Source organism: Corynebacterium macclintockiae (genome assembly GCF_027570165.1).
GTDB classification, from domain to species: Bacteria; Actinomycetota; Actinomycetes; order Mycobacteriales; family Mycobacteriaceae; genus Corynebacterium; species Corynebacterium macclintockiae.
In genome coordinates, this window is sequence record NZ_JAKMUV010000005.1 from 108,080 (window position 1) to 122,696 (window position 14,617).

Here is a 14,617-nt window from a genome sequence, read left to right on the forward strand (position 1 = left end):
GTCTGCATGCTTCACCCAGCCTAGCCAGATCTGACAGACTGGAGGAGTGCGAGATTTACCAATTCTGCTTGTAGACGTAGACGGAACGCTGATGGATAGCTACCCCGGCATCCGCGCCAGCTTTGTAGAAGCACTGGAGGCACACGGGGTGCCGGTTCCTCCCGAGGAGCGCGTGCGGCAGATCCCCGGACCGCCGATGGTCGAGACTCTGCGGGACATCGGGCTGGAAGGCGAGCTGCTGCAGAAGGTCTTCGACACGTACCTGTCGGACCAAGAGAACGGCCGCTGGCAGGAAGCCACCCCATTCCCGGGCATGCGCGACCTGCTGGAAAAATGGTCCGGCGAAGGCATTGTGCTGTCGACGGCGACGTCGAAATCCGAGGTCTCGGCGGAGCGGATCCTGCGCGAACACGACATGCTGAAGTACTTCGCGGTTCTCGGCGCCGCCCAGGAGGACGGCACGCGCCGGTCCAAGGCCGCCGTCATCGAATATGCGCTGGAGCAGCTGAAAGAGGCCCCCGAGGTGCGCGAAGTGCTGGCGCACATGAGCGCCGAGGAAGGCCTGCGGGCCCTCGACCCGACGAAGATGCTGCTGATCGGCGACCGCATCCACGACGTGGAGGGCGCCGCGCAGTCCGGCATCCCCACCGTGCTGGTGGGCTGGGGTTATGGCTCTGCGGAGGAGCGCGCCAAGGCCGCCTACACCGTGAACACTCCCGAGGAACTGGACGCTCTGGTGCAGCGCTGGGCCAACGAGAGCTAGCCGAATCGGCGAGAAACGGAAAGGAAAACAATGCACATCACTGTCGTATGCACGGGCAACATCTGCCGCTCCCCGATGGGCGAGGTCATCCTGCGCGCCGGCCTCGAAGATGCCGGCATCGCCACCAGTCACTCCCCTGAGTCTGGCACCTCCCTTGAGTCTGGTCCCTCGCCTGAGCCTGGCCCCTCCCCGGCAGCTGAAACCGCTGGTTCCGCCGACGCGCCCGTGACCCTGAACTCCTGCGGACTCGGCGGCTGGCACATCGGCGACGGCGCTGATGGTCGGGCGGTGGACGAGTTGGCGTCACTAGGCTACGACGGCACAGCGCACCGCGCGGCACAGCTTGGCTCTGAGCATATGGGCGCCGACCTTTTCCTCGCGATGGACGACGGGCATGTGCGCGGGTTGCGCAGTGCGGGTGTCGATCCGGGGCGCATTCGCTTGTTCCGTAGTTTTGACGCCAACTCCCCCGCCGGTGCCGAAGTCGCCGACCCTTATTATGGCAGCCGTTCGGACTTTACCGAGGTCGGGCAGCAAATCGAGGCCGCCGTGCCGGGGATTGTGGCGTATGTGCAGGAGAAGCTGGGGCGCTAGCGGCCCTGTTCACCGCCTAAATGTCGGAAAACTTGCAATTTGTTACTGCAACAAATTTTCACTAGTACAAACATGCAGGTCAGAGCGTTTTGCTCATTCTTCGCAAACCCACCGCGGCGCTCTATTGCAACTTTTCCGACACTTACCCCCCCTCCTCCCGCATTCGCGAACATTGCTAATTCGCGCACCCGGACTCCCCGGAAGGCCAAATGTCATTAGAACGGGAATCCTCGGCCACTCCAGATGGCCAAATGTCGCTAGAACGGGAATCCTCGACCACCCCGGAAGGCCAAATGTCGCTAGAACGGGAATCCGTTACAGACCACCATTATCAACAACGCAAAAGAGCTGGTCAGCGCGTTGCAGAAAACCAAAGCTCTGCGCCCGCGCTTCCTAATTCCCGTTCTAACGACATTCGCTCCTAGCTGCCCCGGCTAATTCCCGTTCTAACGACATCTCGCGGGCTGGGCGGATAGCTTGCGGAGACTAGAAGCGCTCCTTGCCACGCTTTTCGGCGCGGCGTTCCTCAAAGCGGGAGCGGGTACCTCCATAGCGGTCGGTAAGGTCAGACCGCTTGCGAGATTCCTTGCCGGAGGTAGCATTATCCCTGTTCGGAGACGTTTCCCTCTTGCTTGGCTCGGATTTGGCATCGGCGGAACCAGCAGATTTGACATCGGCCGCACCAGCAGAATTACCAGCAGACGTGTCCGCAACAGCAGACTTGTCCGCGTCGCCAGACTTGTCCGCAACAGCAGAGGCACCTTCAGCGTCTCCGGCAGAACCGCCGTCAGCACCGTCGGCGACCTGGGCGTTTAGGCGGGCCACCTCGGCGCTTTCCTCACGCTCGCGTCGACGCTCGCGCATCTCCGCATACACGAACCAGCCCAGACCCGCCGGAGCCAGAATGCCAAACGCAATCCACTGGATTCCGTAGGACAAGTTCGTGCCACCATCCAAGTGCGGCAGAGGCAGCGCCTGCAGATCCAGGACTTCAGCATCACCGCCGTCGGCACTGTCACCACCACCGGCACCACCAGCACCAGCACTGTCGCCACCGCCACCACCAGCACCATCGCCACCGCCACCGGCCATACCGTTCAGCCGGTCCACACTCTCCGAGTCCAGCTGCACATAGTCCGCCGCCAGATCCTCGCCCGTCGCGTCGGAAATCTGCTTCGTCGACATGCCCGTGACCTGCGTGTATCCCTGAGATTGCGACGGCTTCGCAGACGGCACAGCCTCGCTCATCCGGATAAACCCGGTCACCTTCACGTCACCACCCGGCGCACGCTTCAACTTAGGCGCAGCCCCGTCACCTTCCACGGCAACCCACCCGCGATGCACCAAGACGGTCTGGCCGCCGTCGAGGCGAAAGGGCGTCAATGATTGATAAGAGTGAGCCGATTCGACCGGACGGTTACGCAGCAGCACCTCTTTATCGGGCAGGAAATGGCCCTGTAGTGCGACTCTGGTCCATTCTTTATCGACGCCCACCGATCCCCCGTCGCCCGGAATCACATCGGTGATCGGGGCGGGGTCGACCTGGAGGGATTGTTCGAGGCGCTGGTTAAAGGCGTTTTTATCCTTGTTCTTGCCGAGCTGCCATGGAGCCAGGAAGCTGAATGCGGTGTAGGTGAAGGCGATGACCAGGATGGCAGTGATGATCCATCCGGGGGTGAGGAGACTTCGCCAGCCGCTGCGCTTCGAGGGTGTCATGTGATCCATTATTGCCCCAGCCAGCGGGGAGGCCAAATGTGGCGCGGGAGGGCGCGCGTGCAGTGCGGGCGGGTGCGCGTGCAGTGCGGGCGGAACGCAACAGCCCCGCGACCGAGGTGGCCGCGGGGCAGTGAAAAATCTTGGTGCGCCCTGACGGGTTCGAACCGCCGACCTGCTGGGTGTAAACCAGCTGCTCTTCCAGCTGAGCTAAAGGCGCGTGCTGTTTCTAAGAAAGAAACTGTGGCTTCGTTTGAAGCGTTAATGACTCTAGCACGTCCACCCGCAAAATAACGAAACCGCAGGTAGCGCCCGGCCCGAGAAGCATCCGCACCAACGGCAGCGTCTGCGACTGCGGCAGCGACCGCGACTTCGCTAACGGCAGCATCGGGTTGAAGCTAGCGCTTGGCTCCGGAGGAAACGAGGCAGGCTCCCTGCCAGTCGCCGAGGCGCTCCGACTTGGTCTGCACCAGTCCCGCCAGTTGGGCGGACTCTGCGATCACGCCTGGCTCGACGCGGCCGGCGTCCAACTTTGCGGGGGTCAGCAGCCAGATGCGGCCGTCCTCCCCCAGGCTGCGCGTTGCGTCGACCAGGCCGTCGACCAGGTCGCCGTCTTCGTCGCGCCACCACAAAAGCACCACATCGACGACCTCGTCGGTATCGATGTCCAACAGTGCGTCGCCAATGGCATCTTCCAGGGCTTCGCTGATGCTGCTGTCGCAGTCTTCGTCCCAGCCGATTTCCTGGATCAGGTAGTCGGACTCGATGCTGAGCAGGTCCGCCCAATCAGACGCGCCCTTCGCGCCCTTCGCATCCTTGCCTTGTGCACCGCCAGCGGAGCCTGCAGAGCTCTGAGCCGAACCGGGGGCCATTGCCACTGTTATTACGTACCTTTCCTAATCGTCCAACCCGGCATACAAATCCGCCATGCAAATCTGCCGCACATTCCTGCCGTACAGATCTGCCACGCGAACTAACCGGGCGTTCCAGCCACGCACACTGCCTAGCCATACAACCATCGCAATCGCACCGCGCACGTGCACCGCGCACTCACATCACGCATGTACACCGCGCAATCCCATCACGCAATCACATCGCGCCTATGCACTGTGCGGTTGCACATACACTTGCACAACTTTGCAGTTACCGCAGCTGGTGTGGTTAAAAAACTACATTTTTGAACCTAACACAATCGGCCCACCAGCGGAGGTTTTCTAACCCGACTTTGACGTACTGTGGCAAGTACTGTGGGAACAAGAGCAGGGGCTCACCCTGAACCCCCGGAACACGTGGATCATAGGAGGACTAACAAGTGTCCGCTTCAGCTGAAGAAAACAACATCCCAACCGATGCCAGCAACTTCGCTCTCATTCGCGATGGGGTGGCCTCTTACCTGGCCGATTCCGACCCGGAGGAGACCCAAGAATGGATGGAATCCCTCGACGGGTTGCTGGAAACCGCAGGCCCGGATCGTGGCCGCTACCTGATGCTGCGCCTGCTAGAGCGCGCCACCGCCAAGCGAGTTCCCCTCCCGCCGCTGCTATCCACCGACTACGTCAACACCATCCCCACTACCCAGGAACCCGACTTCCCCGGTGACGAGGAAATCGAAAAGCGCTACCGCCGCTGGATCCGTTGGAACGCGGCCATCATGGTGCACCGCGCCCAGCGCCCCGGCATCGGCGTGGGTGGCCATATCTCCACCTACGCCGGCGCCGCACCTCTCTACGAGGTCGGTCTGAACCACTTCTTCCGTGGCAAGGATCACCCGGGCGGCGGTGACCAGATCTTCTTCCAGGGCCACGCCTCCCCCGGCATGTACGCCCGCGCTTTCCTGGAAGGCCGCCTCAGCGAGGAAGACCTGGATGCCTTCCGCCAGGAGGCCTCCAAGCCCGGCCACGGCCTGCCTTCCTACCCGCACCCGCACGGTATGCCGGAGTTCTGGGAATTCCCGACCGTCTCCATGGGCTTGGGTCCGATGGATGCCATCTACCAGGCACGCTTCAACCGCTACCTGCACGACCGCGGCATCAAGGACACCTCCGAACAGCATGTCTGGGCGTTCCTCGGCGACGGTGAGATGGACGAGCCGGAATCCCGCGGACTGATCCAGACCGCCGCGCTGAACAACTTGGACAACCTGACCTTCGTCATCAACTGCAACCTGCAGCGTCTGGACGGCCCGGTCCGCGGTAACACGAAGATCATCCAGGAGCTGGAAAGCTTCTTCCGCGGCGCCGGCTGGAACGTCATCAAGGTCGTCTGGGGCCGCGAGTGGGACGAGCTTTTCGCCCGCGACGAAGAAGGCGCCTTGGTTCATGCCATGAACACCACCCCGGACGGCGACTTCCAGACCTTCAAGGCCAACGACGGCGCCTACGTCCGCGAGTACTTCTTCAACAAGGACCCGCGCACCGCCAAGCTGGTCGAGGACATGACGGACGAGGAGATCTGGCACCTGCGCCGCGGCGGCCACGACTACCGCAAGATCTACGCCGCCTACAAGCGCGCCCTGGAGACCAAGGACCAGCCGACCGTCATCCTGGCGCACACCATCAAGGGCTACGGCCTGGGCCACAACTTCGAGGGCCGCAACGCTACCCACCAGATGAAGAAGCTCACGCTGGACGATCTGAAGCTCTTCCGCGATAAGCAGGACATCCCGATCTCCGACGAGGAGCTGGAGAAGGACCCGTACCTGCCGCCGTACTTCCACCCCGGCAAGGACGCGGAGGAAATTCAGTACATGCTGAACCGCCGCAAGGAACTTGGTGGCTTCCTGCCGGAGCGCCGCGAGAAGTTCACCCCACTGACGATGCCCGACCTGTCCATCGCCAAACTCGCCCGCAAGGGCTCCGGCAAGCAGGAGGTCGCCACCACAATGGCGCTGGTCCGCGTGTTCAAGGACCTCATGCGCGACGACGAGTTGAAAAAGCGCATCGTGCCCATCGTCCCGGACGAGGCGCGCACTTTCGGCATGGATTCCTGGTTCCCGACGCTGAAGATCTACAACCCGCACGGCCAGAACTACACGCCGGTGGACCACGACCTGATGCTGTCCTACCGCGAGGCCACCGACGGCCACATCCTGCACGAGGGCATCTCGGAGGCCGGTTCCATGGCTTCCTTCATCGCCGCGGGCACCAGCTACGCCACCCACGGCGAGCCCATGATCCCGCTGTACATCTTCTACTCCATGTTCGGCTTCCAGCGCGTGGGTGACGAAATCTGGGCGGCGGGCGACCAGATGGCTCGCGGATTCCTGATCGGAGCCACCGCGGGCCGTACCACGCTGACAGGCGAGGGCTTGCAGCACATGGACGGCAACTCCCCCGTGTTGGCGTCCACAAACCCTGCCGTGGTGACCTACGACCCGGCGTTCGGCTACGAGATCGCCCACATCGTGCACCGTGGCATCGAGCGCATGTACGGCGAGAACAGCAACAATGGCCGCGGCGAGGACGTGATCTACTACATCACGGCCTACAATGAGCCGATCCACCAGCCGGCGGAGCCAGAGAACCTCGACGTTGAGGGGCTACACAAGGGCATTTACCTTTATGACGCCGCCTCGGGCTCAGCGGAGTTGCAGGCCAATATTCTGGCCTCTGGCGTGGCCATGACGGCAGCGTTGAAGGCGAAGGAACTGCTGAAGGAGTTCGACGTCGACGCGAACGTGTTCTCTGTGACCAGCTGGAACGAGCTGGCCCGCGACGGCCAGGCCGTGGAACTGGAGCAGCTGCGCGACCCGTCGGCGGAGCCCCGCACGCCGTTCATCACCCAGCAGCTGGAGGCTGCGGAAGGCCCGTTCGTAGCGGTCAGCGACTACGCCACCACCGTGTCCGAGCAGGTGCGCAAGTGGGTGCCGGGCGAGTACGTGGTGCTGGGTGCCGATGGCTTCGGCTTTGCGGATACTCGCGAGGCGGCGCGCCGGTACTTCAACATCGACGCGGAATCCATCGTGGTGGGCGTGCTGCTGGGCCTGGCACGCGAGGGCAAGATCGAGCGCTCTGTGGCAGCCGAGGCCGCCCAACGCTTCCAGATCGACGACCCGACCGCGACGAACTAGTCGCGCGCACAGCGGGCGACTAGCCCAGTAGGTTCAGCAGCGCCCGGTTGACGTCCTCCGGGCGCTCGACGGGCAGCATGTGCCCGGATTCCGGGTACTCGTGGAAGTCGGCGCGTGGCCAGAGCTCGTGGATGCGCTGGCTTTGGCTGGGCGGGGTGACGTCGTCCATGGCGCCGACCAGAATCTCGCCGGGGATGTCGGCCAGAAGGTCGGCGGTGGCGAGCTCGTCGTGCTCGGTCAGATCGTCTAGGTATCCCAGCAGGGTGCGCATGGAGGTTCCGGCGATCTCATTGGCGTGGAAGCTGAGGACGTCGAAGTCGTCGGACTTCCCCTCGTCCAGCGAGCCGTGGTAAATGAAGGCGGCGATGACGGGCTTGATGGCCCACTCCACCAGCGCCTTTGCCCATTCCAACTGGCTGGGGCTCTTGGCTCCCAGCCAGCGGGTCGCGCGTACCAGAGGCGAATGCAGGATCCGGGTGACTCCCGCGGAGGCGAAAGTATCGATCGCGCCGTTAATCAACGCAATGCCGCCGACCCGCTGAAGATCGGCCTTTTCCAGGTGGCGCAGCCCGCCCAGCACCGTCATCGCGCCCATTGAGTGGCCCGCCAGGATCACCCGGCCGGTCGGCGCGAGTTCGCGGATAGTCGCGCCTAAGTCGATGGCGGTGCGTTCAATATCCAGTCCAGGTGCGTCCTCGCTGGCGCCGTGGCCGCGCAAGTCCGGCAGCAGGATGCGCAGGTTCGGCTGCTCACGCAATGCATCCAGTTGGAAGAACCAGGAGGCCGCCGTCAGGTTGAATCCGTGCACGAGGATGACGGTGGTGGGGGCGGAGGAGGGGGCGTCCTCAAAAGAAAAAGAGTAAGAACGCACCTCATGGACCGCGACCTTCGCGCCGTCATCCATGGTCAGGCGATGGATCCACCGTGCGCGCGGCAAGCCCGGGACGGCGGGAGGGTCTCGCAACACAATGCTGGCGAGGTTGCGGACGGCGGTAATGGGACGCATGGGTGGAGCCTTCGGAAGATTGTTAGGATGAGTGTACAAATGGCCGCGCGGCGAGGGGTTGCGCTGGAGCTTTAGCCACAAGGCTTATAGCTTAGCGCCCGGCGTGCGCGGGTCTTGAGGAGTGGCAGGAGAAGGGACGAACATGGCGGAACAGAACAACCAGCTGGCGGCGGCGCTGTCGAAGAAGCTGAAGAAGGACGGCGCTGCGGATACTGCTGGCGCTGCCGACAAGGTCGATAAAGCCGACAAGGCTGGTGCAGCCAACGCGACCGGCGAGAAGGACAAGCGCGCGATCGTGCTGGACATCGTGGAAGACGCGACGGGCATCGAGCGCGAGGAGCTGGAGGGTTCCAAGCGCCTGGGCGACGACCTAAACATTGACTCGCTATCCCTGATGGACATCGCCGTGCGCCTGGAAGAGGAGTTCGGCGTGGAGGTGCCGGACGAAGACATCAACCGGGTGAAGACCATCGACGAGCTGGTCGGCCTGGTGGACAAGTGAGCGGCGCTGAGTCAGGCAGCGCTGAGTCAGGCGGCGCTGCAGCAGGCAGCGCAGTAGAGGACGTACTCGCCGAACTGCGCGACTGGCCCGTAAACAACGTGGCCGCGGCGGCACTGTGGGATGGCGGCTCCGGCGCCCGCACCGCTACCTTCGGCGACACGGCCGCGCAATTCCCCCTGGCCAGCGTAAGCAAGCTGATCACCGCCTACGCCACGCTCCTGGCCGTCGAGGAAGGCGCCTTCGAGCTGGACCAGCAGGTCCCCGCCGAGCTACTCCCCGACTTCGACGACCTTCCGACCGTGCGCGAGCTACTGGCCCACACCAGCGGCATTGGTTTCCGCGACCGCACTCCGGAGAAGCCGCGTGGCACCCGTCGGATCTACTCTTCGGCGGGCTACGAGGTGCTGGCCGACTTCATCGCCGCGGAGGCCGACATGCCCTTCGCCGATTACGTGGCCGAGGGCGTGTGCGCGCCCCTGGGCATCGAGGTCGCGGTCGAGGGCAGCGCGGGGCATGGTTTTTCTGCCTCGGTGGATGCTCTTGCGCTGTTGTGCTCTGAATTTCTGACGCCCACAGTCATCGCCCCCTCCACCCTCAACGAGGCGCTGGAGCCCCAGTGGCCGGAACTTTCCGGGATGGTGCCGGGCTACGGAATGCAGAAGCCCTGCCCGTGGGGTCTGGGCTTTGAACTGCACGGCGAGAAGTCGCCGCACTGGCTGGGCGATGGAATGCCGGCCACGGTGGCGGGGCACTTTGGCCAGTCGGGAACGTTCCTGTGGTTCGACCGGAGTGCGGGGACGAAAAAAGCCGCCGTTGTCCTCACGGATGAGGACTTCGGCGACTGGGCCAAGCAGCGCTGGGATGGTTTCAACCAGCGGCTGTGGGAGGCGCTGGGCTAGCCGACACAACTAGCGCGCCTGGGGCGCGGGCCAGCCAGCGCAGTCCGGCTAGCTCTAGCCAGCGCGGGGCTACTCGAAGGTGGTGCGCAGGTCCTGGTGGCCCTCTGCGTGCCAGTCGACGTAGGCATTATCCTTCGTATCGATGCCCTGCTCCTTCTGGTGAGGAACCTTGGCAACGATGTTGCGGCGCGCGCGGCCGGAACGCAGCTGGATCTCGATACGCTCGGCCAGCTTTGCCAGAGCCATATTGATCAGGATCATGATCAACGCAATCAGCAGCAGGGCCGGGATCATCGCACCGTAGTACTCGCCCAGCTGGCGACCGGAGCGAACAACCTCGACGAAGCCGATCATGTAACCCAGCGCGGAATCCTTCAGCGCAATAACCATCTGAGAGATGATCGCGGGCAGCATGGCAGCCACTGCCTGCGGCAGCAGGATCAGGTTGATGGACTGGCGGTGGCTCAGGCCCAGTGCGATCGCGGCCTCACGCTGGCCACGGGGCAGGGACTGAATGCCGGAACGCAGGGTCTCTGCGATCACGGAGCCGTTGTACATCGTCAGGCCGAATACCACCGAAGTGAAGCCCAGCCAGCTAGATGGCACCAGCTGCAGCAGGGAAAACGTTGCGTAGGCAAACAGCATCAGAACCAGCACCGGGATGGAGCGGAAGAACTCCACAATGATGCCGCAGAGCCAACGCACCGGTGCGGAGGTGGACAGTCGGCCCACGCCCAGCAGCGCACCGATGGCCATGGCCAGCACAATGGAGACCACTGCCGCGCCGATCGTGGAAATCAGACCCGGGAGGATGTAGGTCGTCCAGGTGGAGCCCTCCAGGAAGAAGGACCACTTTGCGGATTCGAACTGGCCTTTTTCGTTGAGCTTCATGCCCACCAGAACCAGGATCACCGCGACCACTACGACCGTGATCGCCGTGAGGATCGAGTTGAGCCTGCGGCCCTTCGGGCCTGGGGCGTCATAAAGAACAGTTGCACGTGCACTCATTAGCGCTTCACCGCCCATCGCTTACCTGCCCAGCCGAAGAACAACCCGGTCGGCAGCGTCAAAATAATGAATCCAACTGCGATGATTCCGAAGATCACCAGGATGTCGCTGGCGTAATCCTCCGTCAAGGTCTTCATCAGCAGGGACGCTTCAGCAACACCGATCACCGAGGCGATGGTGGTGTTCTTGGTCAACGCGATCAGGGTGTTGCCCAACGGCACGATCGCGCCGCGCAGAGCCTGCGGGAAGATCACGTGCCGGAAGTTCTGGCTGAAGCTTAAGCCCAGCGAGCGGGCGGCCTCGGCCTGACCGAAGGGCACCGTGTTAATGCCGGAGCGGAGGGATTCTGCCACGAAGCAGGAGGTGTAGGCCACGAAGGCCAGGACAGCCAGGCGGAAGTTCTGCTTTTCGATGAAGGAATCGTTCTCCACCGCCAGCAGCAAGCCCAGGTTGTAGTACAGGCCCATGGAGGCCAGCAGAATGATCAGTGTCAGCGGGGTGTTACGAACAATGTTGATGTACCACGCGGACAGGTTGCGCAGGATGCCCACGGGGCTAACGCGCATGGCGGTCAGGATGATGCCAAAGATCATCGATCCGACTGCGGAGAAGAACGTCAGTTTGACGGTCACCCAGAATGCCGGCAGCAGTTCGGGATTCATTTCGGCCCATAGTTCGGGGTTCATAGTGCGTTCCTCCTTCCTACTTCTTGTCGACGAACGACAGGTCGCCGATCTTCGGCTTCTCGCCGAGGTCCACGTTGTCGCCCAGGTTCTTGGCTACGATCTTCTGGAACTCGCCGGAATCGTGCATTTCGTTCAGCGCTTCGTTGACCTCGGCCTTGGCCTTGTCGTCGCCCTTGGGCAGGCCGATGCCGTAGTTCTCGTTGGTCCAGAAGCTGCCGTCGTCCTTCTTGAGCTGGATGACGCTGTACTTCTCGTTGAAGCGTTTCTGGTAGCGCTGTGCGAAGCCTGCCAGGATGGTGGCGTCCGTGGTCGTAGCGTCGACCACGCCTTGCTTCAGGCCTTCCGCACATGCGGCGTAGGTGTCGAACTCCTGCAGCTGCACCTCTGGCAGCGCGGACTTCACCTTTTGCGCCGGGGTGGAGCCGGACACGGAGCACAGGCGGGTGCCCGGCGCGATGTCGTTCAGCCCCTTGATGCCGGAATCCTCGCGGACCAGCAGTGCCTGGTGGGTGACCAGGTACGGGCCGGCGAAGTCCACGGCCTTGAGGCGGCCCTTGTTGATGGAGTACGTCGCGGTGATCATGTTGACCTCACCGTTGTTGATGAGGGTCTCGCGCTGCGCGGACGGCGTTTCGCGCCATTCGATTTCCGGGGTGGCCCAGCCGTGCTTCTTCGCGATGTATTCCACCACGTAGCGGGATACGTCGGTATCCAGGCCAGCGAACTGCTTATCCGGGGTGCGTTCACCCAGGTTGGGCTGGTCGAATTTGGTGCCCATTACGACGTGGCCGGATTCGATGTCTGCCAGCAGGTCGCGGGCGCCACCGGATCCACACGCGGTCAGCGCAACCACGGATGCGGTGGCGACCACTGCAGCCGTAAGGCGCTTGAGTGCGCTTTTGAATGTAGACATGTGAAACTCGCTTCCCGAACTAGTGGTTCACGATCTTCGCCAGGAAGTCCTTGGCGCGATCGGATTGCGGGTTCGTGAAGAAGGTCTCCGGGTCGGCGTCCTCAACAATGGCGCCATCGGCCATAAACAGGATTCGATCCGCAACACGGCGAGCAAAGCTCATCTCGTGGGTAACAACCACCATGGTCATGCCACCCTTGGCGAGGTCGGTCATGACGTCCAGGACCTCGTTGATCATCTCTGGGTCGAGGGCGGAGGTCGGCTCGTCGAAGAGCATCACCTTGGGGTCCATGGCCAGGGCGCGGGCGATGGCGACGCGCTGTTGCTGGCCGCCGGATAGCTGTGCCGGGTACTTGTCGGCCTGGGCGGCGATGCCCACGCGGTCCAGCAGCTTCTCGGCGGTCTTGCGTGCCTCTTCCTTGCTGACCTTGCGGACCTTGGTGGGCGCCAGCGTGACGTTATCCCGGATGGTCATGTGGCTGAAAAGGTTGAACTGCTGGAACACCATGCCGACCTCTGCGCGGAGCTTGGCGAGGTCCTTGCCTTCTTCGGGCAGCAGTTCACCGTCGATGCGGATTTCGCCTTCATCGATGGTCTCGAGGCGGTTGATGGTGCGGCACAGCGTGGACTTGCCGGATCCGGAGGGGCCGAGGATGACCACGACCTGGCCTGCGGGGACTTCGAGGTTGATGTCTCGAAGTGCGTGATACTCGCCGAAGTGTTTGTTCACTCCCTTGAGCTCAATCATTGTTTTGGAAACAGTTGGTTCAGACATAGGTCTCATAATAAGTAACGCTGATCACTTTTAAGAAATGAAAGCAAGGTGACTCACTGTTGGGCGTTCTTAACGGATTCTTGACGCCCTCACGGTGAGCGAGTCGAGGAGGTTAACAGGGCTAACGTTCGGCGGCTTGGGGTGAGGGGTTGCGGAGGCGGTGGCGGGAAAATAAGAGCGTACGGTGGCAGGCATGAACTTTTCTGAATTTATACGTAACCGCCACTCCCCTCGCGCGTTCCTGCCGGACGAGATCCCGGCAGAGGACATCAAGGAGATTCTGCTGGATGCCCAGTCCGCGCCTTCGAACTCCAACACCCAGCCGTGGAACGTCCACGTGATCGGTGGCCAGAAGTTGAAGGACTTGAGCGCCGCGCTGATCGAGGAGTTCGATACCAACGGCTTGAACCCCGATTTCACTGTGGACTACGGCGAGGGTGTGCACCCACAGCGTTCCATGGAGCTGGCGGCGAAGATGTACGGCATGCTGGGCATCGCCCGTGAGGATAAGGAGGCGCGCACCGAGTTCGTCCGCGAGAACCTACGCTTCTTCGGAGCCCCGTACTCGGCGCTGATGTTCATCCCGCCGATGGGCGACCGTATTCGTGCGGCATTCGACCAGGGGACGTATGCGGAGAACTTCCTTCTATCCCTGACCGCCCACGGCTACCACGGGGTTCCCCAAGGCATGATCTCCCTACTGGCGCCGACGGTGCGCGAGTTCCTGGGCGTGGATGAGGAGTACAAGCTGGTCACCGCGCTGACCTTCGGCCGGGCCGATGAATCCAGCCCGGTGTACAAGACCAACCCGGGCCGCGTTGCGCTCTCCGAGACGGTGACGGTGCACGGGATTGAGGGGTTGGGGCTTTAGTCCCCGCGCAAGCGACAATCTGGAAGGCTCACTGAAGGGGATTTACTTAACCGGAACCTCTTTTCGCAGGAATGCCAGCTGCTCCTCAATGATCTCCGAGAACAGCGGCTCCACGTAGGGGTCGAAGTGGCCACCCTCGTGAATGCGAATCGTGGCGCGCTGGACCTTGCCAGCGGCTTTGAGGGCGACATTTGTTGGAGCGACGGCGTCATTAGACATCACCTGGAAAAGCGCCGGGCAGGAAACATTCCCGGCCGTCCGCGCCGACGAATAGAAACCAATCAACGCCAGAATGCTGTTCGACGTGGCCGGTGTACCAACTCACGCGCCTATTCCTCCGCATCTATAGGTAGGGGAAATAGGCTCTGACGTTCCGTTTTTCTGTGGGGCCAGCGGGGCTCGAACCCGCGACCAGCGGATTATGAGTCCGCGGCTCTAACCGACTGAGCTATAGCCCCAGTATGCGTCACCACTCGATGGAGCAGCTTGCTAACAAAAGATTCAACCACACCGCCTTTGGCGGGTAGTCATATACCCCAGCTTCAACGAAAACAGCCCCCACAATAGGTGACCTGACCTGGCGATTTGTCTGTTTACACCCCAGGCATATAAAGTATGATTCCGTTGCACAGAGCAAGGGCTTACGCCTGAAGCTCAAACAACTTAATCCCCTATAGCTCAGTTGGCAGAGCATTCGACTGTTAATCGAAAGGTCACTGGTTCGAGCCCAGTTGGGGGAGCAACTAAAAGCCCCGATCGACTGCACTACATGCAGGTGGTCGGGGTTTTTTCGCGTTGGTGAAGCTACGTTACTTCTG

At 62.3% G+C, this 14,617-nt stretch carries 14 protein-coding genes and 3 tRNA genes; 7 read left to right on the top strand and 10 right to left on the bottom strand.

The window, feature by feature from the left end; translation table 11 throughout:
* The first annotated feature begins 46 nt into the window (after positions 1–46).
* The gene (locus L8U58_RS06095; protein WP_034993692.1) at positions 47–763 is read left to right on the top strand and encodes an HAD hydrolase-like protein; all 717 of its coding nucleotides are present in this window, start codon (positions 47–49) and stop codon (positions 761–763) included.
* A 30-nt stretch (positions 764–793) separates the two neighbouring features.
* The gene (locus L8U58_RS06100; protein ID WP_269954915.1) at positions 794–1,357 is read left to right on the top strand and encodes a low molecular weight protein-tyrosine-phosphatase; all 564 of its coding nucleotides are present in this window, start codon (positions 794–796) and stop codon (positions 1,355–1,357) included.
* Positions 1,358–1,843: 486 nt separating this feature from the next.
* On the opposite strand, the gene L8U58_RS06105 is transcribed toward L8U58_RS06100, so the two are convergent.
* From L8U58_RS06105 to L8U58_RS06115, 3 genes are all read right to left on the bottom strand, one after another.
* Positions 1,844–3,073 carry an SURF1 family cytochrome oxidase biogenesis protein gene (locus L8U58_RS06105; RefSeq protein WP_269954916.1) on the bottom strand — a complete coding sequence of 410 codons (1,230 nt, stop codon included), beginning with the start codon at positions 3,071–3,073 and terminating at the stop codon, positions 1,844–1,846.
* A 141-nt stretch (positions 3,074–3,214) separates the two neighbouring features.
* Positions 3,215–3,290, bottom strand: a tRNA-Val gene (locus L8U58_RS06110).
* A gap of 178 nt (positions 3,291–3,468) precedes the next feature.
* Complete coding sequence (locus L8U58_RS06115; RefSeq protein WP_051873902.1) at positions 3,469–3,942, bottom strand: DUF3052 domain-containing protein; 474 nt, start codon at positions 3,940–3,942, stop codon at positions 3,469–3,471.
* Positions 3,943–4,382: 440 nt separating this feature from the next.
* Between L8U58_RS06115 and aceE the strand changes: the two genes are divergently transcribed.
* Positions 4,383–7,139, top strand: a complete 2,757-nt coding sequence (gene aceE / locus L8U58_RS06120; RefSeq protein ID WP_034973204.1) for a pyruvate dehydrogenase (acetyl-transferring), homodimeric type — start codon at positions 4,383–4,385, stop codon at positions 7,137–7,139.
* A 19-nt stretch (positions 7,140–7,158) separates the two neighbouring features.
* On the opposite strand, the gene L8U58_RS06125 is transcribed toward aceE, so the two are convergent.
* Positions 7,159–8,145, bottom strand: coding sequence for an alpha/beta fold hydrolase (locus L8U58_RS06125; RefSeq protein ID WP_034980563.1), 987 nt, complete (start codon positions 8,143–8,145; stop codon positions 7,159–7,161).
* Positions 8,146–8,287: 142 nt separating this feature from the next.
* Between L8U58_RS06125 and L8U58_RS06130 the strand changes: the two genes are divergently transcribed.
* Together L8U58_RS06130 and L8U58_RS06135 are read left to right on the top strand one after the other, a co-directional pair.
* Positions 8,288–8,647: an acyl carrier protein gene (locus tag L8U58_RS06130; protein ID WP_035007963.1), complete on the top strand. Its 360-nt coding sequence runs from the start codon at positions 8,288–8,290 to the stop codon at positions 8,645–8,647.
* A gap of 74 nt (positions 8,648–8,721) precedes the next feature.
* The gene (locus tag L8U58_RS06135) at positions 8,722–9,546 is read left to right on the top strand and encodes a serine hydrolase domain-containing protein (protein WP_269954923.1); all 825 of its coding nucleotides are present in this window, start codon (positions 8,722–8,724) and stop codon (positions 9,544–9,546) included.
* Between the two features lie 69 nt (positions 9,547–9,615).
* Here L8U58_RS06135 and L8U58_RS06140 read toward each other — a convergent pair whose 3' ends face one another.
* Genes L8U58_RS06140 through L8U58_RS06155 form a run of 4 tightly spaced genes read right to left on the bottom strand, consistent with a single transcriptional unit; the run spans position 9,616 to position 12,901 of the window.
* Positions 9,616–10,554, bottom strand: a complete 939-nt coding sequence (locus tag L8U58_RS06140; protein ID WP_034980553.1) for an amino acid ABC transporter permease — start codon at positions 10,552–10,554, stop codon at positions 9,616–9,618.
* Positions 10,554–11,240, bottom strand: coding sequence for an amino acid ABC transporter permease (locus L8U58_RS06145; protein WP_269954917.1), 687 nt, complete (start codon positions 11,238–11,240; stop codon positions 10,554–10,556). Before L8U58_RS06145 ends, L8U58_RS06140 begins: the two co-directional genes overlap by 1 nt.
* Positions 11,241–11,256: 16 nt before the next feature.
* Positions 11,257–12,153, bottom strand: coding sequence for a glutamate ABC transporter substrate-binding protein (locus tag L8U58_RS06150; RefSeq protein ID WP_034973215.1), 897 nt, complete (start codon positions 12,151–12,153; stop codon positions 11,257–11,259).
* Between the two features lie 19 nt (positions 12,154–12,172).
* On the bottom strand, positions 12,173–12,901 hold the full coding sequence (locus L8U58_RS06155; RefSeq protein ID WP_051879591.1) for an amino acid ABC transporter ATP-binding protein: 729 nt from the start codon (positions 12,899–12,901) through the stop codon (positions 12,173–12,175).
* 220 nt (positions 12,902–13,121) lie between these two features.
* On the opposite strand from L8U58_RS06155, the gene L8U58_RS06160 reads away from it, so the two are divergent.
* Positions 13,122–13,799, top strand: a complete 678-nt coding sequence (locus L8U58_RS06160; RefSeq protein WP_269954918.1) for a nitroreductase — start codon at positions 13,122–13,124, stop codon at positions 13,797–13,799.
* A gap of 42 nt (positions 13,800–13,841) precedes the next feature.
* Here the strand turns inward: L8U58_RS06160 and L8U58_RS06165 are convergent, their stop codons facing one another.
* On the bottom strand, positions 13,842–14,084 hold the full coding sequence (locus L8U58_RS06165) for a hypothetical protein (RefSeq protein ID WP_155270008.1): 243 nt from the start codon (positions 14,082–14,084) through the stop codon (positions 13,842–13,844).
* Positions 14,085–14,183: 99 nt separating this feature from the next.
* Positions 14,184–14,257: transfer RNA gene (locus L8U58_RS06170), tRNA-Ile, on the bottom strand.
* Between the two features lie 209 nt (positions 14,258–14,466).
* Between L8U58_RS06170 and L8U58_RS06175 the strand changes: the two genes are divergently transcribed.
* Positions 14,467–14,539: transfer RNA gene (locus L8U58_RS06175), tRNA-Asn, on the top strand.
* The last annotated feature ends 78 nt before the right edge of the window (positions 14,540–14,617 follow it).